The sequence below is a fragment of the Pseudonocardia charpentierae genome (genome assembly GCF_031845345.1).
GTDB classification, from domain to species: domain Bacteria; phylum Actinomycetota; class Actinomycetes; order Mycobacteriales; family Pseudonocardiaceae; genus Pseudonocardia; species Pseudonocardia charpentierae.
In genome coordinates, this window is sequence record NZ_JAVREJ010000017.1 from 71,426 (window position 1) to 95,640 (window position 24,215).

At 73.3% G+C, this 24,215-nt stretch carries 22 protein-coding genes; 10 read left to right on the top strand and 12 right to left on the bottom strand.

Annotated elements, in window-relative coordinates:
* Positions 1–3: 3 nt before the first annotated feature.
* Positions 4–2,160, bottom strand: a complete 2,157-nt coding sequence (tkt, locus tag RM445_RS22180; protein ID WP_311558748.1) for a transketolase — start codon at positions 2,158–2,160, stop codon at positions 4–6.
* A gap of 203 nt (positions 2,161–2,363) precedes the next feature.
* Between tkt and RM445_RS22185 the strand changes: the two genes are divergently transcribed.
* Positions 2,364–3,320 (top strand): sugar-binding transcriptional regulator, encoded by a 957-nt coding sequence (locus RM445_RS22185; RefSeq protein ID WP_311558749.1) that lies wholly within the window; start codon positions 2,364–2,366, stop codon positions 3,318–3,320.
* Here the strand turns inward: RM445_RS22185 and RM445_RS22190 are convergent.
* A complete protein-coding gene (locus RM445_RS22190) occupies positions 3,317–3,682 on the bottom strand; it encodes a hypothetical protein (protein ID WP_311558750.1) in 366 nt (121 codons plus the stop codon). The genes RM445_RS22185 and RM445_RS22190 overlap by 4 nt on opposite strands.
* Before the next feature lie 159 nt (positions 3,683–3,841).
* Here RM445_RS22190 and RM445_RS22195 point away from each other — a divergent pair, with 159 nt between their 5' ends.
* From RM445_RS22195 to RM445_RS22205, 3 genes are read left to right on the top strand one after another with little or no spacing between them, the layout of a single operon-like run.
* The gene (locus RM445_RS22195; protein ID WP_311558751.1) at positions 3,842–3,964 is read left to right on the top strand and encodes a hypothetical protein; all 123 of its coding nucleotides are present in this window, start codon (positions 3,842–3,844) and stop codon (positions 3,962–3,964) included.
* A gap of 18 nt (positions 3,965–3,982) precedes the next feature.
* Entirely contained in the window at positions 3,983–4,315 is a 333-nt protein-coding gene (locus tag RM445_RS22200; RefSeq protein ID WP_311558752.1) for a DUF6092 family protein, read from the top strand.
* On the top strand, positions 4,312–4,881 hold the full coding sequence (locus tag RM445_RS22205) for a nitroreductase family protein (RefSeq protein ID WP_311558753.1): 570 nt from the start codon (positions 4,312–4,314) through the stop codon (positions 4,879–4,881). Before RM445_RS22200 ends, RM445_RS22205 begins: the two co-directional genes overlap by 4 nt.
* On the opposite strand, the gene RM445_RS22210 is transcribed toward RM445_RS22205, so the two are convergent.
* Entirely contained in the window at positions 4,882–6,096 is a 1,215-nt protein-coding gene (locus RM445_RS22210) for an alpha/beta hydrolase family protein (RefSeq protein WP_311558754.1), read from the bottom strand. It lies immediately after the preceding gene.
* 187 nt (positions 6,097–6,283) lie between these two features.
* On the opposite strand from RM445_RS22210, the gene RM445_RS22215 reads away from it, so the two are divergent.
* Positions 6,284–7,450 carry a 4-hydroxybenzoate 3-monooxygenase gene (locus tag RM445_RS22215; protein WP_311558755.1) on the top strand — a complete coding sequence of 389 codons (1,167 nt, stop codon included), beginning with the start codon at positions 6,284–6,286 and terminating at the stop codon, positions 7,448–7,450.
* On the opposite strand, the gene RM445_RS22220 is transcribed toward RM445_RS22215, so the two are convergent.
* Both RM445_RS22220 and RM445_RS22225 read right to left on the bottom strand, forming a co-directional pair.
* Positions 7,447–8,484, bottom strand: coding sequence for a hypothetical protein (locus RM445_RS22220; RefSeq protein WP_311558756.1), 1,038 nt, complete (start codon positions 8,482–8,484; stop codon positions 7,447–7,449). The genes RM445_RS22215 and RM445_RS22220 overlap by 4 nt on opposite strands.
* A complete protein-coding gene (locus tag RM445_RS22225) occupies positions 8,481–9,449 on the bottom strand; it encodes a trypsin-like serine peptidase (RefSeq protein WP_311558757.1) in 969 nt (322 codons plus the stop codon). Before RM445_RS22225 ends, RM445_RS22220 begins: the two co-directional genes overlap by 4 nt.
* A gap of 169 nt (positions 9,450–9,618) precedes the next feature.
* Here RM445_RS22225 and RM445_RS22230 point away from each other — a divergent pair, with 169 nt between their 5' ends.
* Genes RM445_RS22230 through RM445_RS22240 form a run of 3 tightly spaced genes read left to right on the top strand, consistent with a single transcriptional unit; the run spans position 9,619 to position 14,027 of the window.
* A complete protein-coding gene (locus RM445_RS22230) occupies positions 9,619–11,235 on the top strand; it encodes a DHA2 family efflux MFS transporter permease subunit (RefSeq protein ID WP_311558758.1) in 1,617 nt (538 codons plus the stop codon).
* Between the two features lie 46 nt (positions 11,236–11,281).
* Positions 11,282–11,788 (top strand): nuclear transport factor 2 family protein, encoded by a 507-nt coding sequence (locus tag RM445_RS22235; protein WP_311558759.1) that lies wholly within the window; start codon positions 11,282–11,284, stop codon positions 11,786–11,788.
* A 43-nt stretch (positions 11,789–11,831) separates the two neighbouring features.
* A complete protein-coding gene (locus RM445_RS22240; protein WP_311558760.1) occupies positions 11,832–14,027 on the top strand; it encodes an FUSC family protein in 2,196 nt (731 codons plus the stop codon).
* Between the two features lie 55 nt (positions 14,028–14,082).
* Here the strand turns inward: RM445_RS22240 and RM445_RS22245 are convergent, their stop codons facing one another.
* From RM445_RS22245 to RM445_RS22265, 5 genes are all read right to left on the bottom strand, one after another.
* Positions 14,083–15,537: a LuxR C-terminal-related transcriptional regulator gene (locus tag RM445_RS22245; RefSeq protein WP_311558761.1), complete on the bottom strand. Its 1,455-nt coding sequence runs from the start codon at positions 15,535–15,537 to the stop codon at positions 14,083–14,085.
* Positions 15,538–15,759: 222 nt separating this feature from the next.
* A complete protein-coding gene (locus RM445_RS22250) occupies positions 15,760–17,244 on the bottom strand; it encodes a dynamin family protein (protein WP_311558762.1) in 1,485 nt (494 codons plus the stop codon).
* Positions 17,241–19,055, bottom strand: a complete 1,815-nt coding sequence (locus tag RM445_RS22255; protein WP_311558763.1) for a dynamin family protein — start codon at positions 19,053–19,055, stop codon at positions 17,241–17,243. Before RM445_RS22255 ends, RM445_RS22250 begins: the two co-directional genes overlap by 4 nt.
* Before the next feature lie 7 nt (positions 19,056–19,062).
* A complete protein-coding gene (locus RM445_RS22260) occupies positions 19,063–19,869 on the bottom strand; it encodes an IniB N-terminal domain-containing protein (protein ID WP_311558764.1) in 807 nt (268 codons plus the stop codon).
* Between the two features lie 75 nt (positions 19,870–19,944).
* Positions 19,945–20,511 (bottom strand): hypothetical protein, encoded by a 567-nt coding sequence (locus RM445_RS22265; protein WP_311558765.1) that lies wholly within the window; start codon positions 20,509–20,511, stop codon positions 19,945–19,947.
* A 278-nt stretch (positions 20,512–20,789) separates the two neighbouring features.
* Here RM445_RS22265 and RM445_RS22270 point away from each other — a divergent pair, with 278 nt between their 5' ends.
* Positions 20,790–22,655, top strand: coding sequence for an Hsp70 family protein (locus tag RM445_RS22270; RefSeq protein WP_311558766.1), 1,866 nt, complete (start codon positions 20,790–20,792; stop codon positions 22,653–22,655).
* A gap of 264 nt (positions 22,656–22,919) precedes the next feature.
* Here RM445_RS22270 and RM445_RS22275 read toward each other — a convergent pair whose 3' ends face one another.
* Together RM445_RS22275 and RM445_RS22280 are read right to left on the bottom strand one after the other, a co-directional pair.
* Entirely contained in the window at positions 22,920–23,162 is a 243-nt protein-coding gene (locus tag RM445_RS22275; RefSeq protein WP_311558767.1) for a hypothetical protein, read from the bottom strand.
* The gene (locus RM445_RS22280; RefSeq protein ID WP_311558768.1) at positions 23,159–23,377 is read right to left on the bottom strand and encodes a hypothetical protein; all 219 of its coding nucleotides are present in this window, start codon (positions 23,375–23,377) and stop codon (positions 23,159–23,161) included. Before RM445_RS22280 ends, RM445_RS22275 begins: the two co-directional genes overlap by 4 nt.
* A 162-nt stretch (positions 23,378–23,539) precedes the next feature.
* Here RM445_RS22280 and RM445_RS22285 point away from each other — a divergent pair, with 162 nt between their 5' ends.
* Positions 23,540–24,214: a Crp/Fnr family transcriptional regulator gene (locus RM445_RS22285; RefSeq protein WP_311558769.1), complete on the top strand. Its 675-nt coding sequence runs from the start codon at positions 23,540–23,542 to the stop codon at positions 24,212–24,214.
* Position 24,215: the final 1 nt, after the last annotated feature.

Here is a 24,215-nt window from a genome sequence, read left to right on the forward strand (position 1 = left end):
GGTTCAGCCCTCGGACGGCTCGAGCGTGGTCCCCTCGGGGCTGGTGTGGTCCAGTCCGAGCTGTGCCCGGGCCGTCGCGACGATGTTCTCCGTCGTGAACCCGAACTTGGCCTGCAGCACCTTCATCGGCGCGGACTCGCCGAAGGTGCTCATGCCGATGACCGCGCCGGTCGAGCCGACCCAGCGGTCCCAGCCGAACGGGGTGCCCTTCTCCACCGCGACCCTCGCGGTCACCGCTGGTGGCAGGACCTCCTCGCGGTAGGCCGACGGCTGCTTGTCGAACAGTTGCATCGACGGCATGCTCACCACGCGCGCGCGGACCCCGTCGGTGGTGAGCTGCTCGTAGGCCTCCACGGTCATGGCGACCTCGCTACCGGTGGCGATGAGGATGACCTCCGGCTCCCCACCCGCCGCGCCCTCGGGCGGATCGGCCAGCACGTACGCGCCGCGAGCGACGCCGGATGCAGGGGCGTAGCGGCTGCGGTCCAGGGTCGGCAGTGGCTGGCGCGACAGCATCAGCGCCACCGGCTCGTGCCGGATCGGCATGATCACCCGCCACGCCTCGACGACCTCGTTGGCGTCGCCGGGCCGCATGTCGATCACGCCGGGCATGGCGCGGATCGAGGCGATCTGCTCGATCGGCTGGTGGGTCGGCCCGTCCTCGCCGACGCCGATCGAGTCGTGGGTGTAGATGTGGATCAGCGGCAGCTCCATCAGCGCCGAGAGCCGCAGCGCGCCGCGCTGGAAGTCGGAGAAGATGAGGAACCCCGCCTGGTAGGCGCGCAGCTTGGACAGCGCGAGCCCGTTGCAGACCGCCGCGGCGGCGTGCTCGCGGACCCCGAAGTGCAGGTTGCGACCGGCCCGGTCGCCTGTGCCGGAACCCTCCGCGCTGAAGTCGCCCGCGCCGTCGAAGGTCAGGCGCGACTTGTTCGACGGCGCCAGGTCCGACGACCCGCCGATCATCCATGGCACCCGCCCCGCGACCGCGTTGAGCACCTTGCCGCCCGAGTCGCGGCTGGCGATGCCCTTGGGGTCGGGCGGGAACTCCGGCAGGTCTGCGTCCCATCCGTCGGGCAGCGTCCGGCGCTGCATGCGGTTGAGCTGGTCGGCGAGGTCGGGGTGCTCGGCGCTGTAGCGGGCGAACAGCTCCTCCCACTCGCGGCGCAGCCGCCCGCCGTTCTCGTGCATCGCACCGGCGAAGTGCTCCTTGACCCGGTCGGGGACGAGGAAGGTCTCGTTCTCGGGCCAGTGGTAGAAGCGCTTGGTGGCGGCGACCTCGTCCGCCCCGAGGGGCTCGCCGTGTGCGGCGTGCGTGCCCTGCTTGTGCGGGGCGCCGTAGCCGATGACGCTGTCGACGACGATCAGCGTCGGCCGGTCGGTCTCGGCCTTGAACGCCTCGATCGCGGCGCTCAGGGCGTCGAGGTCGTTGGCGTCCTTGACGTGCTGCACCGCCCAGCCGAGCCCGGCGAAGCGGGCCGGCACGTCCTCGCTGAACGCCAGGCTCGTGGAGCCCTCAATGGTGATCTTGTTGTTGTCGTAGAACCAGCACAGGTTCGACAGCTTCAGATGGCCCGCGAGCGAGGCCGCCTCGGCGCCGATGCCCTCCATCAGGCAGCCGTCGCCGGCGATCGCGTAGACGTCGTAGTCGAACAGGTCGAAGCCGGGCCGGTTGAACGTGGCCGCCTGCCAGACCCCGGCGATGGCCATCCCGACGCTGGTCGCGATGCCGGTGCCGAGCGGCCCGGTGGTGCACTCCACCCCGGAGGTCCACCGGTACTCCGGGTGCCCGGGGCACTTGGAGTCGAGCTGGCGGAACCGCTTGAGGTCGTCGAGCTCGACGGCGGGCGTGCCCACGGTCTCGTAGTCCGGGTTGACCGACTTGACCCCGCTGAGGTGCAGCAACGCGTAGAGCAACGTGGAGGCGTGCCCGGCCGACAGCACGAACCGGTCGCGGTTGGCCCACACCGGCAGCTCGGGGTCGAACCGCAGGAACCGCGTCCAGAGCGTGTAGCCCACCGGGGCCAGCGCCATCGGTGTGCCCGGATGCCCCGAGTTCGCCGCCTGCACCGCGTCCATCGCCAGCGTGCGGATTGTGTTGACGGTCAGCTGGTCGATCGGCTGGGCGTCGAGGTCGACGTCCGGCTGGGTCCCAAGGGTCATCGCGGTGTCCTCACTGACGGGGTGCGCTTCGAACTCCCCGACAGCATCCAGTGCACGATCGTCCTTGGCGAGATCCACTACCGCAGGGCTGGAGCGGGGAGTTGTACGCCTCAGCACGCGTTCGTCACACCTGTGCACGTACCCGTACAGTCGGGAGAGACCAGCTGTACTCACAATCGTGACGGACAAGGACCTCCCTGCCGATGCCTGCACCCCGTGACCGCTCCGCGCTGGTCAAGGCCGCCCGGATGTACTTCCTGGACGGTCAGTCGCAGGACGAGGTCGCGCGCGCGCTCGGGACGAGCCGGTCCAACGTCTCGCGGATGCTGTCGGCGGCCCGGGCGCAGGGCATCGTCGAGATCCGCGTGCACGACCAGACCGTCCGCTCGGCGGAGCTGGAGCAGGCCCTCAAGGAACGGTACGGACTGGCGCACGTCCGGGTGGCGGCGTTCCGTCCCGGCGCTGACGTGACCGCCGCGGCGGGCGACCTCGCGGCACAGTGGCTCGACGAGTCGTTGCGCGACGGCGACGTGCTGGGGTTGTCGTGGGGTACGACGCTGCAGGCGATGGTGGACGCCTTCTCCGTCGACCAGCCGCGCAACGTCGAGGTCGTGCCGCTCGTGGGCGGTCTGTCGACGATCGCGTCGCTGACGTCAGGTGAGGAGCTGGTGCGGGAGCTGGCGGGCCGGCTCGGTGCGACGTTCCGGTACCTGCACGCGCCGGGACTGCTGCGGTCCAAGACGGCCCGCGACTCCCTGCTCGCCGAGCCGGCGGTCGCCGAGGTCCTCGAGCGTGCGCAGGCCGCCGACATCGCGATGGTCGGGATCGGCGGCGTCGAGACCGGATCGAGCAAGGACATCATCGACGGTCTGGGGCTGACGCCCGCGGAGCGCGAGGCGTTCGTCGCCGAGGGGCCGGTCGGCGACGCCTGCTGCCGGTTCTACGACGCGCAGGGTCGGGCGATCAGCGGGGTGGTGCACGACCGGGTGCTGGCGATCGAGCTCGATCAGCTCCGCCGGATCCCGACCGTGATCGGCGTGGCCACGGGGTCCGAGAAGCTGCAGGGCGTGCTCGGTGCGCTCCGCAGCGAGCTGATCGACGGCCTGGTCGCGGACGCCGGCCTCGCGCTGGCCCTGCTGAGTGGGACCAACGGTCGCTAGACCGGCGAGACGGGCTTCTTCGGCGGCAGCTGCTCCCGGCCCGCGTCCTGGTTGATCCGGACCAGCGTCTCCCACTCCGCGAGAACCTCGCGAGGTTTGCTCACCAGCCCGCGCGGCAGGTAGTGGAGCACGAACGACAGGGGATGCCGCCGGGCCTCGGTCAGCATGCGGCCGGGTTTGCGGGCCAGCCGGTGCTCGAAGTCGCGGACGTAGTTGGCGACCAGCACGTCCGGGCGCGGCCGGAACGTCTCTCCGCAGGCGGTGCACGTGGCCGACGCGAGGACGTTGCCGAGGTACGTCATGTTGTGCAGGCGTTCCGTCCGGCACGGAACGCACTGGAGGGCGACCAGATAGCGCTGCACGAGATCGAGGGTAGTCGGCGTCCGGGCTCCGCGGACTCCACCTTTCGGTGATGGGGCCTTTCGGTGATGGGGCCTTCGGGGACGGCCGGGGTCCCTGGTGCCCGTGATCGCGAGCGCGATACCGTCTTCCTGCAGATCACGCGCGCGGAAGGGTGGGCAATGGGCAGCAACGCCTCCACGTGGGACGTCATCCTGCACTACTGGACGGTCACCATGTTCGTGCCGGCCGTTCTGCTGATCATCGTCGCGCTCGCGACGATCACGCGCATGGTCGACGACTAGACCCTGTCGGACGAAATCGTGCCCGCCTGGATCCTCGACGAGGACGACGCCCTCGAGCTCCTGGCGTTCCTCGTCACGGCGGCCCGCACGCAGGTCGACGAGGCTGCCGAGTACGGGCCGATGCGGCTGCTGGCCGCGGCACACCGGCTCGGCGACGCCCTCGGCGACAAGGCGTCGCCGGAGACCGCTGCGGCCGTCTCCGCGGCCCTGGAGCAGATGCCGCCGCTCGCCGTGCCGCGGGGCGACGGCGACGGTCGTGCCGCTTACGTCGCGCGCCTCGACGACCTGTGCCGCGCCGTCGCCGCCCACCTCGTCGCCCATTTCGGCGTTCCCGCGGACGACCCGGCGTGACGACGGCACCCGACGACGTCGCCGCCGCGGTCCTCGCGGCGATCCGCGGCCGCCGGGTGGTCCGTGCCCTGACCGACGAGCCGGTCGACACGGCGCAGTTGGAGGCCGTCCTCGACGCCGCGCGCTGGGCGCCGACGGCGGGCAACCGGCATCTGCAGCGGTTCGTGGCGACGGTCGATCCCCGTGTCCTGCGGGTGCTCCGCATGGTCTCGCCCGGCATGATCCAGCGCCCGACGGCCGTCGTCGTGGTCTGCATCGACCGCGCGCGTGCGGTGGCCTACGGCTTCCGGCCCGACATACCGGGGCTGTCGGTCGACGTCGGCACCGCGACGGCGACGATGCTGCTCGCGGCGCACGCGCTCGGGCTCGGTGCCGGTCCCGTCACCTCCTTCAGCAAGGCGGCGGTCGCGACCGTGCTGGGCCTGCCCGAGGGCTGGACCCCCGAGCTCATCGTCTGCCTGGGTCATCCCGCCGACCAGCAGCCTGCGCCCATGCGTCCGGGCTCGAGGGTCACCTGGCGGGACCTGACCAGGTGGGTACCGCCTGCGGACGCTCCGGCGACCTGATCAGGCCGCCGGCACGCGCTCGTCGAGCCAGTCGAAGAGACGCTCGCCGCGGATGCCGGTCGCCGCCGGCTCGCAGTGCCCGTCGGCACCCTCGGCCGCGGTGAAGGCGACCAGGTCCTTCGGGCAGGTCAGCGCCTCGAACATCTGCGCCGACTGGCCGGGCCAGAACTGCTCGTGCTCGGGGTCGGTGACGAGCATCGGGCAGGTGATCGCGGCCATCTGCTCGCCGCTCAGGGCGTACTCGCGGGCCGCGGTGAAGAAGTCGAAGGGCGAGGTGACGCCGTAGGGGCGCATCCGCCAGGCCATCATCGTGCGGGTGGCGGTCGAGAGCTTGAGCGCCCAACCCATCTCCCGGTCGAACTTGGCCCGGTCGCCGGCGTCGAGCAGCTTCACCAGCGGCCGCGGGAGCTGGGAGAGCATGGTGGTGGAGACGTCGACGACACCGGGGTCGGCGATCGCGGCGGCGATGCGGTGCTCGAACGCGACGGCGCGGGGCACCCAGTAGCCACCCTGGCTCACGCCCATGACGGCGATGCGGTCGGTGTCGACGTCGGCCCGGGCCACGAGGGTGTCGACGACCGGGGTGAGCACGTTCTCCCAGTCCGGCCGGAACGGGATGCCCTGCCGGATCAGCGCGGCGTTCTGCCCGGGGCCGTCGAAGGTCATGGCGTTCCAGCCGCGGTCGAGAGCGTCGGCGACGCCGCGCACCCACGACCCGACGACCGATCCGTCGCTGCCGTTGTTGTAGATCAGCGTGCGCCGTGGTTCGTCGGCGGCACCGGACCGGAAGACGTAGCCCGGCAGCGTCGTGCCCTCGTACGGGATCGCGATGCGCTCGACGTCGAGGGCTCCCGACTCGACGCTCAGGTCGACGAACCGGTCCCACGCGTGGCGGTGCTTCTCCCACAGAGCGGTGAACAGGGCCGGGTCGGGCGTGGCGTCGGCCTTGTCGGAGGCCTCCGAGTAGTAGTTGGCGGCGCGCAGGTACCGAGCGGCGGCGGACCGGAGGCGCCCGGCCTCCGCATCGGCCGCGGCCTGGTCGGCGAGCCGGTCCGCGGTGGCGCTCCACTGCTCGACCCACGCGGCGGCCTTGCCGTTGGGGATGTTGTCGATCGTGGCGAGCACCTCGCCGACGTCGGCGGCTCGGTGGAAGACACCACCGAGGACGTTCTCGGTGGCGAACTGGAAGTCGTCGTCCTTGAAGAAGGGGCGCATCGTGGGTTCCTGTCGGCGTGGGCGTGCTGCGGGCTGTCGGGACCACCGTGCACCGACCCCGGTCCAATCCGACTCCGATGCCGCTTCCGTCACCCAATGGAAATACGACCGGGTTCGCCTGCGGAAGGGCGGGTCGTCGAGAACACTGGCCACGCGACCGCGTTCCGAGGCGAGAGGAGCCCAGCCCATGCGCACCCAGGTGGGAATCGTCGGAGCCGGCCCGGCGGGCCTGCTGTTGTCGCACCTGCTGCACCTGCGCGGGGTGGAGTCGGTGGTGATCGACGTCCAGGAGCGGGAGTCGATCGAGCAGACGATCAAGGCGGGGATCCTCGAGCAGGGCACGGTGGATCTGCTGCGTCAGACCGGGGTGGGCGACCGGATGATGCGCGACGGATTCGTCCACCACGGGATCAACCTGGCGTTCGAGGGCGGGCTGCACCGGATCAACCTGACCGAGCTGTCGGGAGGCCGGTCGGTGATGGTCTACGCCCAGCACGAGGTGCTCATCGACCTGATCGCGAAGCGGCTGGGCGACGGCGGCGACATCCGGTTCGGGGTGACCGACACCGCGGTGGACGGGATCGACACCGACCAGCCGACGATCCGGTTCACCCACGAGGGCCGCCAGGAGACGCTGGAGTGCGACTTCGTGATCGGCGCGGACGGGTCGCGGACGATGTGCCGCTACCTGATCCCCGAGCGGAGGGACTTCTTCCGGCAGTACCCGTTCGCCTGGTTCGGGATCCTGGCCGAGGCGCCGCCGTCGTCCGACGAGCTGATCTACGCGCACTCCGAGCGCGGGTTCGTGCTGGTGTCGACCCGGTCGCCGAGCGTGCAGCGGCTGTACTTCCAGTGCGATCCGGAGACGAAGGTCGACGACTGGTCCGACGACCGGATCTGGGCGGAGTTCAGCGCGCGGCTGGGCCCGTCGGGAGCGACGGTGACCGAGGGGCCGATCTTCAAGAAGGACGTGCTGCAGTTCCGGTCGTTCGTGTGCGAGCCGATGCAGTACGGCCGGTTGTTCCTGGCAGGCGACGCGGCACACACGGTGCCGCCGACGGGGGCGAAGGGGCTGAACCTGGCGGTCGGTGACGTGCACGTACTGGACCGGGCGTTGGGGGCCTTCTACCAGTCCAAGGACACGGGTTTGCTGGACTCGTACACGCGCACGGCGCTGCGGCGGGTGTGGCGGGCGCAGTGGTTCTCGTTCTGGATGACCTCGATGCTGCACCGGTTCTCCGACGCGAGCGACTTCGACCTGCGGCGTCAGATCGCCGAGCTGGAGCTGGTGACCAGCTCCCCGACCGCAGCGAAGACCCTGGCCGACAACTACACCGGTCTGCCGCTGGGTTAGACGCCGGCCAGGACGTCGCCGATCGGGCCCGCAACGTCGGGGTCGGACAGGTAGTCCGACACCGAGTGCGGGGCGGTCGGGTTGAAGGTGCGCTCGTCGCGGATCCGCTGCGGCCCCGACGAGAAGCGCGAGGCGAGCGGGTGCACCAACGCGACCACGTCGAGCACGTCGAAGGCGTTGAGCCACCACACCCTGTCGCGGCCGGGGGAGCCGGGGATCGGGTCGAGGACGGCCGGGACGCCCCGGTCGTCGGCGCCCTCCGTGCCTCCGCGGAGGTTGCGGCGGACGATCGGGTAGCCCAGCGGGGAGCCCGCGGTGACCAGCAGCCGCACCCGGATGCTCGCGGTGAAGTCGGCGCACAGGTCGTAGGCGACGACGCTGCCGAGGCTGTGCGCGACCACCACCATGTCGTGGTGGTGGTCGGCGACGGCGCGGTCGACGGCGGCCGACACCTCCTTCTGCACCGCCGTGCGCATGCGGTCGTCCTCGAGGTAGTAGGCGACGTCGCGCAGGAACTGCTGGATGATGAGCTCCGAGGTCCCGGTCTTCTCGGCCAGGAACTGCAGCGCCTCGCGGACGATCCGCGGCTTGAGCAGGTCTGACCAGCCGGCCTCGGCGCCCGCGGCCCGCGCCCGTTCCACGGCGACGACCGGGGCCACGAGCTCGGGGTCGGTGCGCGCGAGCCGGCGCGACGGCCGGAAGCCGAGCTCCTCGGCCGCCTCCAGGACCAGGTCGTCGCGGGTGCGGGTCGCCTTCTTCGCGACTACCGCGACCGGGGCCGACTCCAGATCCGGCGTGTGCCCGCCCGCCCGCTCGTGCGCGGCGATCAGGTCGGCGAGCAGGTTGCCGTAGAACGGGTAGTAGACGTCCTCCGGGCGTACCGGGGGATGACCGGCAAGCGTGAGGCCCCGGGCCAGGCCGCCCAGCCACTCCCGCTTCCGGCCCTCCACGTACGCGGCGACGGCGGCGGCCGACCGGTCGGCACCGGCCGCCATCTCCTGGGACCGTCCGTGGACGAGCAGCAGCGCGGTCATCGGTTCCCTCCGTTCCGGAGCAGCTCCTCGACGAGAGCGGCGGCGTCGGAGCCGTCGGCCGCGCCGAGGACCCGGGTCTTGATGTCGGCCACGATCGCCGAGGTGCGGACGCCCTTGTTCGCGACCCACACCCGTTTCGACTCGGGCGTGTCGTCGGTGACCGGCCGTCCGTCGGTGTCGACCTCGCGGCCCTGCGCATCCCGTGCCTGCTCGGCGCGGCTGTGCAGCGCGACGAGCTCCCAGGCGTCGTTGAGCACCGGGGATCCGGACGAGCCGGGCTCGGTGTCGGTCAGGTAGGTCAGGTACCGGGCGTCGTCCACCCCCACCAGGAGGTTGTTGCGCACCGCGATCTCGCGGGAGCGGCCCGCGGGATGCTGGACGATGTTGACCGGCTGGCCGCTGAGGATCTTCCCGGTGGCGCCCACCATCGGGACGGAGCCGAAGACCTTGCCCGGCGGCCTGCCCTTGACCGCCGCCACGGCGACGACGGTGAAGTCCAGCTCGTCGACGGGGCTGGTGAGGAAGCAGCGGTCCGGGTCGAGCCGGACCTTGACGGCGCGGGTCGACCGGCCGCGCGCGTCCTCCTCGTAGCGGAAGGTGGCCGTCGAGCCGGCGGCCGTCACCGCGTCGGTCAGCACGTGGTTGTTCGTCACCAGCAGCCACGGCGACGCCAGGAAGCCGGTGCCCATCTCGACCGGCGTCACGAGGCGGGCGACCGCGTCGCACCGCTTGGCACCGTCGGCGAGCCAGCGGCTGCCCAGGAAGTCCGGTTCGGTGAAAATGCGTTCCAGCTCGCGGTCCACCTGCCTCTGGCTCGGCGCGGAGGGCAGATCGGCGCCGTGCCGGCGCGCGTACTGGATCTTCCGATCGATCGGCTCCGTCCGCCAGGCGTCCGCGGGATTGCTGCTGACCGTGATCAGCCGGTCCCGGTCGGGACGGCGACGGCCCGTGTCGACGATCGTCATCGGTATCCGTTCATCAGGGGTCACAAATGGTAATCAGCACAGGTCAGCGGCCGATGTACGCAGATCTGCGTAGTCCGTGGCCCGCCGTGTGAGCGGCGCCGCAGCGATGATCGACAGCCCGGTCGGCCCGAGAGCCGTCCGATTCATGCCGTCGTGTGACACTCGGGACATGGCCACCGACGCCGCGCCCACTCCGGTCGCCCGAACTCCGGTCGTCGACCGTGACGTTCCGCGCGCTGCGGCGCCCGCGCCACCGGCCCCGCCCGCCCCGGCCCCGCCGCCGTCGGACCGGGGCTGGGGTGTCCCGCTCGCCGTGCTGATCGTCGGCATGTTCATGTCGGTGCTCGACATCAGCATCATCAACGTCGCGATCCCCACCATGCAGCTCGACTTCGGCGCGACGACCGACCAGATCCAGTGGGTGGAGAACGGCTACTCGCTGGCGCTGGGTGTCGTGGTGCCCGTCAGCGCCTGGATGGCCGCCAAGTTCGGGCCGGGCCGGGTCTACAACCTGTCGCTTCTGGGCTTCGCGGCCGGTTCCGCTCTGTGCGGGTTGGCCTGGGACCTCAACAGCATCGTCGCCTTCCGCGTGCTGCAAGCCCTGCCCGGCGGCGTGCTGCCCGTGGTGACGCTGACGATCCTCTACAAGATCGTCCCGCCGGACAAGATCGGCGCGGCCATGGGCATGTACGGCCTGGGCATCATCGTCGCCCCGGCCGTCGGCCCCACGCTCGGCGGCTACCTGGTGGAGTACGTCGACTGGCGGCTGATCTTCTTCATCAACGTGCCGGTCGGCATCCTCGGCGTGATCGCGGCCGTCATGCTCCTGCCGAGGTTCGGGCCGACACCGGTGGGTCGCTTCGACCTGCTCGGCTTCCTGAGCGTGGCCACCGGGCTGGTCTGCCTGCTGCTCGCGCTGACCGAGGGCCAGAAGTGGGGCTGGACCTCGTACTCGATCATGATCCTGCTGACCGTCGGCGTGCTCGGCCTCGCACTGTTCGTCGTGATCGAGCTGGAGGTCGAACGCCCGCTGCTAAACGTGCGGGTGTTCAAGCACTGGGCGTTCACCAACTCGCTGATGCTGGTGTCGGTGCTGTCGATCGGCCTGTTCGCCGTGCTGTTCTACATCCCGCTGCTGCTGCAGCAGGCCCGTGGGCTCGGCGCCTTCGACACGGGGCTGCTCCTCCTGCCCCAGGCGCTCGTGATGGCGGTGATCATGCCGACGGCGGGGCTGCTCTACGACAAGATCGGCCCGCGCTGGCCGGCGGCGATCGGGCTGGCGATCGTCGCCCTGGGCACCTACATGCTCACCGACGTGACGCTGGAGAGCAGCACCGAGCACGTCGTCTGGGTGCTGGTGCTGCGGGCCGTCGGGATGGGCCTGGCCATGATGCCGATCATGACGGGCGGCCTCTCCGCGGTCCCGCCGGACCAGGTCGACGGGGCGAGCGCGTTCAACAACGTGGTGCAGCGGACGTCGTCGGCACTGGGCCTGGCCGGGCTGACGTCCCTGGTCACCTACTCGCGCGAGCAGTTCTCCCTGGACCGCGGGTTGCTGGTATCGACGGACACCCCGATGCCCGTGCTCGCGCCGGGGGCGACCGGTGAGATGGCCGGCATGTACGCGGTCTACCAGCAGACCCAGACGATCGCGTTCGTGGAGGCGATGCACTCGCTGTTCATCGTCACCGCGATCATCACCGCGGCCGGGATCCCGCTGGCGTTGATGCTGCGGTCGGGCCCGAGCAAGCCGGCGGCCGGCGGCCCGGTGGTCGCCGCCCACTAGCGCTTCACGGGCGGTGCGAACGGGTCGCCTGCGGTAGGAACGAAGGGTGACTCCGGGCATCCAGGAGCTGATGCGAGAGGTCGAGCGCGTCCGCGACGGGTTCCGGCGCGCCGTGCTGGCCGGTGATCCCGAGGCGGCGGTGGCGCTGTGCACGGACGCCGTGACGGTGGTCGACCTGCCGTCGGGCATCGGCGCAACGGGCCGTGACGCGGTGCGCGGCCACCTCGCGCAGGTCGCCGCGCACCTTCCGGCCGACCTCACGTTCGCCCGGCTCTCCCGCACGGTAGACCGGTTCCGGGTGGTCGACGAGGAGCGGGTCTCCTTCACCCACGACCGCGAACTGCCGTGGTTGCTGCCCGGCGTCGCGGCGACCGGCGGCCGGGCGGAGACACTGGCGATCTCGGTGACGACGGTCCGGCAGGGGCGACTGCTGGCGGTCCGGACACTGTGGGACCACACGACGCTGCTGGCCGGGCTCGGCCTGCCCGCGGACGCGGTGCACCCGGCGGTGGTGGCCCTCGGCGACGGCGAGGGGCCCCGCGGCTGGTGGTGAGAAACGGTCGGATTCGTCAGTGCCGCGTGGCACGATGCCGATCGTGAGTGGACCCGGGGCGTGGCTGGCGCGGCGCGACCCGGGGTTCCTCGTCGTGCGGCGGGCCGCCCGGGTCACGCTCGTGGCCTGCACCGGCTTCCTCGTGTCCCGCTACGCACTGGACAACGCGGTGATGGCGCCGTACGCGCTGTTCGGCGCGGTGGCCCTCGGCATCCTGTCCCAGATCCCGGGCAGCCCGGCACAGCGCGCCCGCGTCCTGCTCACGGTGCTCCCGGTCGGCTGGCTGCTGGTCACGCTGGGCACGCTGCTGTCGGTGAGCACCGCGACCGCCACCGCCGGCATGTTCGTGCTCGGCTTCGTGGTGAGCTTCGTCGGTGTGGGCGGCCCCCGGCTGGTCGGGCTCGCCGCCGGCACGCAGCTGCTCTACATCCTGCCGTGCTTCCCCCCGTACGACCCGGGGTCGCTGGGCTGGCGGCTGGCCGGCCTGACGCTGGCGGTGCTGCTGCTCGCCGCCGCGGAACTGGTGCTGTGGCCGGACCCGACGCCCGAGCCGTACACCGCGAAGCTGGGCGTCGCCGTCGGTGCGGTCGCGGGCTGCCTGACGGCCGTGGCAGACGGCTGGACGGGCCGCCCGCAGGACCGCGACCGCCTGACCGCACTGCTTCCCGACGCGACCGAGACCGCCGAGGCCCTGCGTCCGTCCAACTCGCCACCCATGGAGCGGCCCGCATCGGCCGGCCGCCGGGACCGCGCGTTGACGGTCGCGGCGGGCACGGCCCGGCTCCTCCTCGGCCGCGCGGTCGACCTGCACGACACCGACGCTCACCGGGCGACCGGCCTGCCGGCGGCGGCGTCCCTGCTGCGGCGGGCGGCGTCGTGCGCCGGCGCCGCAGCGGCCTGGTTGCGCACCGAAGGCCGCGACGGCGCCCCGGTGCCCGACACGGACGACATGACTGCTGCCATCGACGCGTTCCGCGCCGACCGCGCCGCCATGCCGCCCGACGGGGTCCCGGCCGACCGGCTGCGCCTGAACTCGCTCGCGCTGAGTCTGGGCGAGTGGACGAGGGCTCTCGTGGCCGCCGTCCGGGTGGTCGCGGCGGCACCGGTGGGTCCCGACCCCACACCGCCCGCGGCCCGCCCGGGCGTGCTGTGGTTCGCCCGCGAGTCCACCCCGCGGCTGTGGTGGCAGCGCCTGCGCGAGCACCTCACCCCAAGGTCGGTGTACTTCCAGGGCGCGCTGCGCCTGGCCGTCGCGCTCGCCGTCGCCCGGCTGCTCGCCGGCGTGCTCGACCTCTCCCACGGCTTCTGGGTGCTGCTGACGATCCTCACGCTGCTGCGGACGCAGGCGTCGGAGACCCGCTCGCTGCTGTGGCCTGCGCTCGTCGGCACGGTGATCGGCTCGATCGGCGCGGCCGGGCTGCTCCTGATCGACATCCCGCCCGTCGCCTACGCGCTGCTCCTCCCGTTCGTCATGCTGATCGGCTTCTCCGCAGGCCCGCTGCTGGGCCTCGGCTGGGCCCAGGCGCTGTTCACCCTCGTTATCGCACTCGTCTTCGCGCAGGTCTCCCCGGTCGACTGGCACCTCGCCGAGGCGCGCGTGCTCGACGTCGCTGTCGGGGCCGCGGTGGGTCTGGCCACCGGGCTGCTCGCCTGGCCACGCGGCGGCTCCGGCGAGCTGCACCGGGCCGCAGGGACCTATCTCGCGGCCACGGGCCGGGTCGTCCGGCAGACGGTCGACGTCCTCACCCGCGGCGCCCGTGCCGACGGCGCGCTGCCGCAGGCCCGCGACGCCGGTGAACTCGCCTCGGCGTCGTGGGCGCTCTACCAGACCGAGCACCACCCGGCGCCCTCGGTCGACTGGCAGGCCACCCTGCTCGCCGGGCACCACGCCGTCCGCGGGGCCGAATGGCTGCTGCGGGAGTGCCCGACCGGGCGGCTCCTGCCGTGCGTGCAGCCGCTCGCTGCCGAGGCGGACGCCGTCGCCACCCGCTACGAGCGGGTCGCCGACGCGTTGCTGCGCCGCGACCACGTCGTGCTCGCGGCCAGATCGCCCGCTCCACCTCGCGGCGACTGGCCGACCGACCTCGGCGCCGACCTGTACCACCTCGCCGACCTGCACGTCTGGCTCGACGGCCTGCGCGACGACCTCGGCCGGATCCCGGCTGCGTCGTCGGCCGATGCGGACGGCGCGGACGTGCGCCGGCGGGTCGCCCGGCTCGCCGACGGCGCGACCAGCTGATCCGGAGCGGGTGCGCTGCACGCGGCCGGGCCGGACGGGCCGCCGCTGTGAGCGGTCACTGCTCGAGGTGGGTCCGCAGCGCGGCGACGAGCGCGGCGCGGTTGGAGGCCGCGAGCTTCTGCCGCAGGCGCGCGACGTGCTGCTCCACCGTCTTGGGGGAGATGTAGAGGCGGGCGCCGATCTCCTTCTGGGTCAGCCCGTCGAGCACAAGAGCGCCCACCTCCCGCTCGCGACCCGAGAGCAGGCCGGACGTCCGGGAGCCTCCGGTTGCCGGACGCAGGCCGCGGCCCGCCCCGAGCAGCCGCCGGGTGGCGGCGGGGTCGGTGGTGCGCTGGGCGGCGCCGCGGCACAGCGCCGCGGCCTCGGCACGCAGCCCGGAATCGGCCAGCCGGGCGGCGGCGTCGTCGACCGCCACGGGGCACACCCGGCCGTCGAGCACGGCCGCCCAGGCGGTGGCCGCGTCGGCCCGGCCGCGAAGCCGCGGATGCTCGGCGGCGAGAGCGGTGAGCTCGGTCGCGGCCTGGGTGGCCGCCGCGGCGTCGTCCGCGACGACGGCGCGCTCGAGCTGCCACCACCGGTCGGCGGCGACGCCCCACCACGGTGACCCCGCGCGGTGCAGGGCGCTGCGCATCGCGTCGACGACGAGGTCGCGGTCGGTCGGCGACACCTGCTCGGCGACGACCGAGAGCTCGCCCCAGGCGTCGAGCAACAGCAGTTCGACGTCGGTGCCCGCGACGACCGGTGCGACCCGGGCCCATGTGGCGGCGACGGCGGCGGTGTCGCCCGTCCGGCGGGCGAGCCCGACGCTCACGGCCGCACCGAGGAGCGCGTCGCGGCGCAGCACCGGGGTGCGAGCCGCCGCCGCAAGCGAGTCGCGGGCGGCGGCGAGGTGGCCGGTGCGCATGTCGAGCCAGGCGCGCAGCAGCCGCCCGCGCCCGGTCGGCGGTCCCGGCAGCGCGTGCAGCAGCGCCCGCGCGGTGTCGACGTCGCCGCCGGCGGCCGTCACGGTGACCGCCAGCTCGTCGAGGCGTTCGGCGGCCATCGGGTCGGGTGCCACGCTCGCGGCCGCGAGGCCGGCGAGGTGCCGCGACGCCCGGTCGAGCGCGCCGCCCATCGCCTCGACGACCGCTCCGGCCCCGCCGAGGAGCACGGTGAGCCCACGGGGCGCGGGGTCGGGCAGCTGGTCACGGGCGTCCGCCAGGTCGCTCACGGCGGTGGCGACGTCACCGGTGAGGGCCGCGGCCATCGCCGCCCGTCCGGCCGCGCGGGCTGCGGCCGCGCCCTCGAGCGCCGCCCCGACCCCGCGCCAGCGGGCGGCGGCGTCGAGCAGGGCCCCGTCCGCCGCCGCCCCCGCGGCGGCCACCCCGGCCGCCCGGCCGTCGGTGTCGGTCCCGGCGGCGAGCGCGCGGTCCGCCGCCTCGATGGCGCCGAACACGTCGCCGTCGCGCCACGCCTGCTCTGCGGTCTCGGCGTCGGATTCGGTCCACGCGGGCACGATCTGCGCGATCACGATCGGGCCGTTCGCTTCGTCCGTGCGTCCATGGGATCCCCCTCGGTTGCCTGGGATCCATGCTGGCGGGGGAGGCGGCGGACGAGTATGTCTCCGTACACGCTCGGACCGGGTACCTGGCGACACTTCCCCCGGGCGGCCGTGCGCGGGCGCTCGTGCCAGGAAGGCCACATTCACGGCGCCAGGCGTCATGAAGGTGGCCTTCCAGGCATTCCCCGGCGCCTACCCGAGCCCGGCGAGGATGCCCTCGCAGCTGCGCACCACCGCGCGGCAGGCGTCCGTCGTCGACCGGCCCAGCATCGGGTTGACCATGTGGCGCTGCCAGCGCTCGAGCGCCGTGTACGCCGCCTCCGCCAGCTCGGGGCCCGGCGCGTCGGGCCCGAGGCCCAGCCGGGCGGCGGGGGACGCGCCGGCGTCGCCCAGCAGCCGCTCGCCGTCGTCGGCGTCCCGGGTCGGGAGGGTGACCGCGCCGCTGCGCAGCGCGCCGAGCAGCCGGAGCTCGGTGAACTCGTGTGCACCGGCGAGGATCCGGTCGATCTCGCGGGCCAGCGGACCCTGGCGGGGGCCCGCGCCGTCGCCGCTGCGCAGCACCGCGTCCACCGCGAGCAACGCCGACCGCGCCTTCAGCACGTCGCGGCGCTCGCCGAACTGCGTGTGCAGCACCTGCTCCAGCTCGCGCAGGCCGCTGCGGTCGACCAGTTCCTTCGCGAGCGCGGCGGGGCTGTCGGCACCTTGGCGGATCAGCGAGGTCGACAGGCGGATCCCGAACAGCCCGAACCGCGTCAGCAGCCGTTGGCGCACCTCGGCGGTCACGTCGCTCTCCCGACCGGCCCGCAGGAACCGGTCGACGGAGAGCAGCTCGGTCTCCAGGTCGTCGCGCGTCGTGCGGGCCAGCGCCTTCAGCGCCGTGTGCTCGGCCTGCCGCAGGGTGCGTCCCGTCTGCGCGAGGAGCCCGGCCACGGCGACCACGTTCTGGCAGAGCCCGCGCACCGTCGGGTCGGCCCGGTATCGGGCGGCGATGTTCCGGGCCGAGAACATCGCGTCCACCCGGCCGCCGCCGATCTCGTCGGCCCGCGACAGCACCGCGACCGCGTTGACGGCCGTCGCGCGGGCCACCCCGCGGTCGCGGAACGCCTCGAGGAAGGCGGCGTCGCGCGCGTGCACGTGCCGCATGAGGTAGACGACGGCGTCGGCCTCGGTGGGTGTGTCGCGGCCATCCACGGAGTCGGGATCGAGGAAGTCGACCGTGCGCTGCGAGACCGCCTTCGACGTCGAGGCGATGCCGGGGGTGTCGATCAGCGTGGTGGACCGCAGGCTCTGCGCGGGCCAGTCGACCACCAGCCGCTCGCACTGCTCGGCGGGCGTCGCGCCGAGGTCGATCGTCAGCGCGCCGTCGTGCCGGCGCACCGGCAGCGGACGCGGAACGCCGTCGCGCGGGTGCAGCACGATGCGCGGAGTGGCGCCGTCGCGGTACCAGGTGACCACGCGGGTGCACTCGCCCGCATCGGTCGGTGCGACCTGTTCCCCGACCAGCGCGTTGAGCAGCGTCGACTTGCCCGCCTTGACCTTGCCCGCGATCGCCACCCGCAGCGGCTCGTCGAGCCGGCGCAGTTGGAGGTGCAGCCACCGCGCCGTCTCCGGCTCGTGGCGGTGGGCGTCGATCGCGAGCAACAGCACGCGCCGGGTGGCGGTGGCGAGGCCACTCACACCGCCACCGCCGTCTTCGTCGCCGCGGGCTGGGGCAGCAGCGCCCGTGCCTGCCTGCGGACGAGCTCCAGCTGCTCGAGCTCCTTGGCGAGCTCGGTCAGCCGCGCCTCCCGCTCCGCGCGGGAGGCCTTCACCGCACGCTCGGCGGCCTGCTGGGACTCCAGCAGCGAGCGCTTGAGCTGGTCGGCCTGCGCGGTGAAGTGGTCGCGCAGGTCGCGCTGCACCGCCCGCAGCCGGTCGCGCGAGTCCTTGGCGACCTGGAACGTCACGTCGTCGACGTAGCGGCGCATCGCGGCCTTGGCCTCGTTCTGCCGCCGGGTGACGAGCTTCTTGCGCTCGTCGCCGAGCGACTTCACACCCATCATGACGCCGGCCCCGATACCCACCGGGTTGATCACCGAGGCGAAGCCGACGAGCGTCCCGAACATCCCGAACATCAACATGCCCATGTAGCCGCCGCGCACCCCGGTCAGCGCCTTCGTGCCCAGCCCCTGCGCCTCCGCGGCCGGGGCGGCCATCGCACGGACCGACCGGATGGCGTCGGACGGGTGGCTGCGCAGCGCCGGGAGCAGATGGTCGCGATCGTCGGAGAAGTGCTCGGCGACCAGCGTGGCCAGCGCGCGCACCCGCTGCGTCGCCCAGATGAAGTTGGCGGCGGCCGCCGCGGCGACCTCCTGCTCCACCCAGCCGGCGAACTGCTCCCACACCTTCGCCGGATCGCCCCCGCCGAGCAGCTCGTCCTCGGCGAGCCGGCTGATCTCCTTCATCCGGTCGCGCAGGTCGTAGTCGATGTCGGCGTTGAGGTCGGCGATCCCGTCGTTGAGCGTCACCTGCCAGCGCGCGAACCGCTCCTTGAGCGCGGTCGCGTGCGCCTGGGCCTCGGTCAGCTCGCGGGTCAGCGCGGCGACGGCGGCCGGATCCTGCTGCGCGGTGCGCTCGGCGACGAGATTGCCGCCGATCTGCTCGGTGACGGCGAGGACGTCGTGCACCACGCCGCGCCGGGCCAGCCGGTCGGCCTGCCCGAGGACGCGCTTGCGCAGGTAGGCGACGAGCTCGGGGAAACCGGACTCGGCGTTGATGTCCGCATCGCCGTGCAGCACCGCGTGCCAGCGCAGCGTCGACGACACCGCGAAGATGTCGGCCTTGATCCCGGCGGCGGCGAGGTGCCCGCGGTCGAGCTCGACGATGCGCCGCCACTCCGGGTGCAGGTCGGTCTTGGTGATCACGCACGCGACGTTCGGGCAGACCGACGCGGCGTGGGCGAGGAACTCCAGCTCCGGCGCCGTGTACTCCTGCGCGGCGTCGGACACCAGCAGCACGGCGTCCGCCGAGGGCAGTGCCGCCGTCGTCGCCGCACCGTGCACCGACGACAGCCCGCCGACCCCCGGGGTGTCGACGATCTCCAGGCCCCCGCCCAGGACGGGCCGCGGCAAGCCGACCTCGGCGTGGCTCCAGCCCTCGCGGTTGCCGGGGTTGCCCTGCTCGCAGACGTGGTCGGCGAGCTGGTCGCCCGGGATCCCGACCCGTTCGCCGTCGGCCCGGACCATCACGATGTCGAGGACGTCGGCGTGCTGCACGACGGTGGGCACGGCCGTCGCCACGTCGTCGAACGTCGGGCACACCGGTGCGCCGACCAGGCCGTTGACGAGCAGGCTCTTGCCCTGCTTGAACTCGCCGACCACGAGCACGCGGGTGCGCCCGTCCAGCAGCCGCGAGCGGGCGGCGGTCAGTCGTGCGTCGAGGTCGGGGCGGTCGTAGCGGGCGACGAGAGCGCACGCCCGCTCGACGACGGCCACCGGGTCGCTGGTCATGGCCGCCTCACACGGCCAGTGCGTCGGAGTCGTCGGCGGCGAGGTCGGCGGCGTCCGCGTCGTCCACCGCGGCGTCCGCGTCGTCCACCGGTTCCTCGACCGGTTCGTCGACCTCGGCGGGCCCGGAGACGGCCCCGAAGTCCGCCGAGGGGTCGGCGTCGAGCTCGCCCGGTTCCAGGACGGCGGTCTCGACGACGGGGGACGGTGCCTCGGCGTCGGAGGCGACACCGCCGGTCACGTCGATGTCGATGACCTCGTCGCCGCCGTTGACGTCGTTGTCCTGGATCGCCACGAGGTCGTCGTCGGAGTTGAAGGAGTCCTCGGCGTTGATCGTGGTGTCGTCGTCGGAGACGGTGACGTCGTTGTCCTGGATCGCGAGCTGGTTGTTGACGCTGTTGTCCTGGTTGATCGTGACGTCGTCATCGGAGATCGACTGGAAGAACAGCGTGTCGCGGTCGTCGATGGTGACGAAGGTGTCGCCCTGGACGAGGCTCAGGTCGGCGTGCCCGCTGTCGTCGTAGGTGACCTGCTCGTCGGCGACGTAGTGCTGGGTCGTGTAGCCGATCTCGCGGATCGGGTCGTCGCCGTCGGGGTACGAGGAGCCCGTACGGGATGAGGCGGAGCCGTCGTCCGTGGCGGAGACCGCGCCGGAGTCGGCGAGCTGGAGACGCGCGTCGCGGATGTCCGCGGCCGTGACGCCCTCGAGGCCGGCCTGCTCCAGTGATCCCTGCGGGTCCTGGTCGAACTCCGCGCGGGCCGTCTCGTCGCTGAGCAGGTTGAGCAGGAAATCGATGATGTCGGAGAAGGCCACCACGGCTTCGTCCTTTCCTGAGGTCGTGAAGAAGGGCGGCCCCGCCCCGGCACGGTGCCGGGGCGGGGCCGCGGGTGGTCAGATGGCGAACTCGGACTCGTCCTCGATCTCGCTCTCGTTGTCGATCTCGGTCTCGGTCTCGGCGTCGGCGTTCAGGTCGTTCTCGCCGTCCTGGTCCGCGTTCTGGTCGACGTCCTGGTCGGAGTCGAACGACTGGTCGGCCTCGGCGTCGACGTCCACGTCGACGTCGTTGGATCCACCGTCGCCGCCCGAGGCGTCGGCGTCGCCACCGTCGCCGGTGATGCCGCCGAAGCCGAAGCCGTCGCCGCCGTCGGCGTTGCCGAAGTTGACGACCTGCTTGCCCTCGAGGTCGATGTCGCCGGCGTCGCCGCCGATGCCCGTACCGTCCGCGCTGCCACTGTTGCCACCGACGGCGACGCCACCGTCACCGCCGGCGCCGGCCGTGGTCTCGGTCTCCGTGACGGTGTTCTGCTCGAGGTTGCCCTGCTGGTTGTTGGCCAGGTCGGCGAGCTCGGCGTTCTGGTTCTCGTTGGCGGCGGCCTGGTCCTGGACGACGTCGTTGTCGAGGTCGAAGCGGTCGTTGATCTCGGCCATGAAGCTGTCGAGGTTGAACGGCTGGCTCATGGTGTGACTCCTTGAGGATGTGGGGTTCGGCGCGGGGATCGGCTCCTCGTCGCGCCGTCCGGCTCGTCGTCCGGCTGCCGCCAATGCTGCGGTGCGCGGCGGCCCCGCGAATCGGGGCGGACTCCGGTTCGTGTCGACCGCCGCTACCGGGTCGACGAGCCCTCGACCTGGGCCGGTAGGGGATTTGCCCGGTACTCCGGCCGGCGCGTGAACCGCGCCGGGGACGTCCTCGTGCCCACCCATCGGACGCGTGCAGCTACCCCTATGGAGGCATCCCGATGTCGTACGTCGTGGGAATCGATCTGGGCACCACGTCGACCGTCGCGGCCGTGTGCCGCCCGGGCGCCGCCGCGCAGGTCGTGCCGTTGGAGGGATCCGCCACGGCGGTGCCCTCGGCGGTCTATCTCGGTGCGGACGGCACCCTGCTCGTGGGCGAGGCGGCTCAGCGCCGGGCGCTGTCCGACCCGGGACACGTCGTCCGCGACCTGACCCGGCGGGTCGGCGACGCGACCCCGGTGCTGGTCGGGCGCCGCCCGGTGGCGCCCGAGGAGCTCGCCGCCCGGTTCCTCGCGCGCCTGGTCGACGACGTGGCCCGGCGCGAGGGCGGTGTGGCCTCGCGCGTGGCGGTCACGCACCCGGCAGGCTGGGGCCCGCACCGGATGGGCGCGCTGCACGCCGCACTGGCCGAGCAGGGCCTCGGGTCCGCGATGCTGGTGCCGGAGCCGGTGGCCGCCGCGACCGGGTACGCCGCCGGTGCGCGGATCGAGCCCGGTGCGGCCGTCGGGATCTACGACCTGGGTGGCGGCCGCTGCGACGCGACGGTGCTGCGCCGGGAGCGCGACGGGTTCGTGGTCGTGGGCGCCCCCGAGGGTGTCGAGCAGTTCGGCGGTGCGGACCTCGACGAGGTGGTGCTGGCGCACGTGCGCGACGCGCTCGGCCCGGCCTGGGAGGCGCTCGACCCGACCGACCCGGACGTGCTGGCGGCCGTGGCCGACCTGCGCCGCGAGGCCACTGCCGCGAAGGAGGCGCTCTCGCAGGACACCGAGGTGCTCGTGCCGGTGGCGCTGCCCGGATCACGCACGCAGGTGCGGCTCGGGCGCGCGGAGTTCGAGGAGATGATCCGTCCGGCCCTGACCGACACGGTCGAGGCGGTGCGCCGGGCCCTGGACGGCGCCGGCATGAGCCCGGCCGATCTGGCGGCGTTGGTGCTGGTGGGTGGGTCGGTGCGGATCCCGCTCGTGCCGCAGCTGCTGTCGGAGGAGTTCGGGCGCGACGTGACGGTGGCGCCCGACCCCGTGGGCGTGGTGGCGGTCGGCGCGGCGCTGGTGGCTGCGGGAGTGCGACGGCCGGTCCCCTCCGCCGACGCCCGGGCGGGAGCCCGACCGCCGGCAACCGGCGGCAGGACACCGACGTCGCCGGCCGCTGCCGCGCCGGTTCCGAGTGCTCGCGCCGCCGAGCGCCCGGTCGCCGCGTCGCCCGGACCGGGCACCCTGCCGCTCGCTGCCGCGGCAGGTTCGCCGGACGGCACCGAGGTGCTCGCGGTGGCCCGGCCGCCGAAGCAGGCGCGGCCGTTCGTGGCGACGCAACCGACCACCTCGCGGCCCCGGCGCATCGCGGTGCTCGCGTCGGCGGGCGCGGTCGCGCTGGCGGTGCTCGGCGGGGTGGTGGCGTTCGGCATCGAGCGCGTGGGCGCGGGGACGGAGGCCGGGGCCGTCACACCGGCGGCCGTCGACACCTCGGCGCCGGCGCCGACGGTGGTGATCCCGGCGGAGACGACGGTGCCGAAGCCGGCCCCGCCGCCTCCGCCCACGCGTCGCGGCACCCGGGCCGCCCCGACGACGAGTGCCCCGCCGCCCCCGACGACGGCGCCCCCCGCCACGACGAAAGCCAGCGCACCGCCCACCGAGACCACCCCGCCGCAGACCACGGAGCCCGAGAACGGCGGCGGTGCCGGGAACGGTGACGACGAGGCCGGTGGCAACAACGGCGGGGGTGCCGGGAACGGTGGCGCCGGCGCGGGCAACGGGGCCGGGGGAGAGGACAACGCCGCCGGTGCCGAGGGCGCTGCGGCGGCTCCCGACGGCGCCGCGGCTGCGGCCGCCGCCCCGACCGCGCCCGCTGCGGAGGAAGCACCGGAACGCTGATCGCTGAATCGGCGCGTCTGCTGCTGATCCACAGCGGCGGACGCGCCGATTCGGAGATCGACCACCGTGGACGCGCCCGAACGGCGATCACCCGCTGTCGGACGAGCGGCCCGTTCGTCCGGACCTATCCGACGAGCGGCCCACTCGTCGGACGTGGGCGCCTCGGCGGGCCGGGCCGGGCCGGGCCCGGACATGGGACCGGCCCTCCTCCGTCCGGGATGGTCACGGACGGAGGAGGGCCGGGGGTCGGGGTGGACGGGTCGGTCAGACGGCGAGCAGCTCCAGGTGCCCGGCCTCGGTGAGCCTTGCCGGGACGCGCTGGCCGGGTGTTGCCGGGCGGGCGCCGGCGATGAGGCCGGCGTGCGCCAGGCGGCGGGCCGCGAGCTGGTCGCTGCAGCAGCGGCCGTCGACGAACAGGTCGGGTTGGGTGCTGCCCAGCAGCTCGGCGGTGCCACCCGCGACGGCCCGCAGGATGGCCCGGTCGCGGTGGGTGAGGTTCCCGGTCATCGGACCGGCCCCGTTCTCACCGTCGGGCTCACCGTGCGCACCGGCGCCAGCGCGGCCACGGGCAGCAGGAACCAGTGGCGGCCCAGGCACTGCACCTTGACGTGCTCAACCGGGCCGTGCGTGCTCGGCACCGCGAAGCGGTCCACGACCTCGGCCGGCGCGGCGCACTCGGGGCACACCACCAGGTCGAGTTCGTTGTTGTGGTCGTCGGTCATGTCGTCCACCTCCTGCGAGAAGCGTGGGCCGTCGCGGCGCTGTGGTCGTGGTCGTCGTAGCGGCTCGGATGTGTAATAAGGAGGGCTGGAGCGACTCCCTGATGCATGCGGTTCCGCGGGCCTAGGATCCGGACATCCCGTGTCTCCGGCCGGAAGGTCACCATGACGGACCCCGAGCCCGACGAGTTCATGTCGCGGCTCCGCGAGGCGGATCGCGCGGCGCTGATCACGCGAGGCAGGCGGCGGCAGTGGCCGGCGGGCGCATCCCTCTATCTCGAGGGGGAGTCCTGCAAGACGGTGATGATCGTCGAGTCGGGCCGGGTGAAGGCCTTCTCGTTGACCGAGCAGGGCGAGGAGATCCTGCTCGCGGTCCGCGGACCGGGGGCATTGCTGGGTGAGCTCTCGGCCGTCGACGGAGGCCCGCGGAGCACGTCGGTCGCCGCGCTGGAGCCGGTGGCGGCGCTCGTGGTGCCCCTCCCGTCGTTCATCGACTACCTCCGCACCCACGGCGACGCTGCCATCGCGCTGCTCCAACTGGTCACCGCCAAGCTGCGTGACTCGGACCGCAAGCGTGTGGAGAGCGCCGCCTACGACATCCCGGGCCGGGTGGCGCGCCGGCTGGTGGAGCTGGCCGAGCGGTTCGGTGAGCCGGACGACCGGGGCGTCCGGATCGGCGTGGCGCTGTCGCAGGACGAGCTGGCGGGCTGGGTCGGGGCGTCGCGCGAGGCCGTGGCGAAGGCGCTGCGGGTACTGCGCGACCGCGGCTTCGTCACCACCGGGCGCCGCACCATGACGGTGCTGGACCTCGACGGGCTGCGCAGGCGCGCCGGCGACTAGG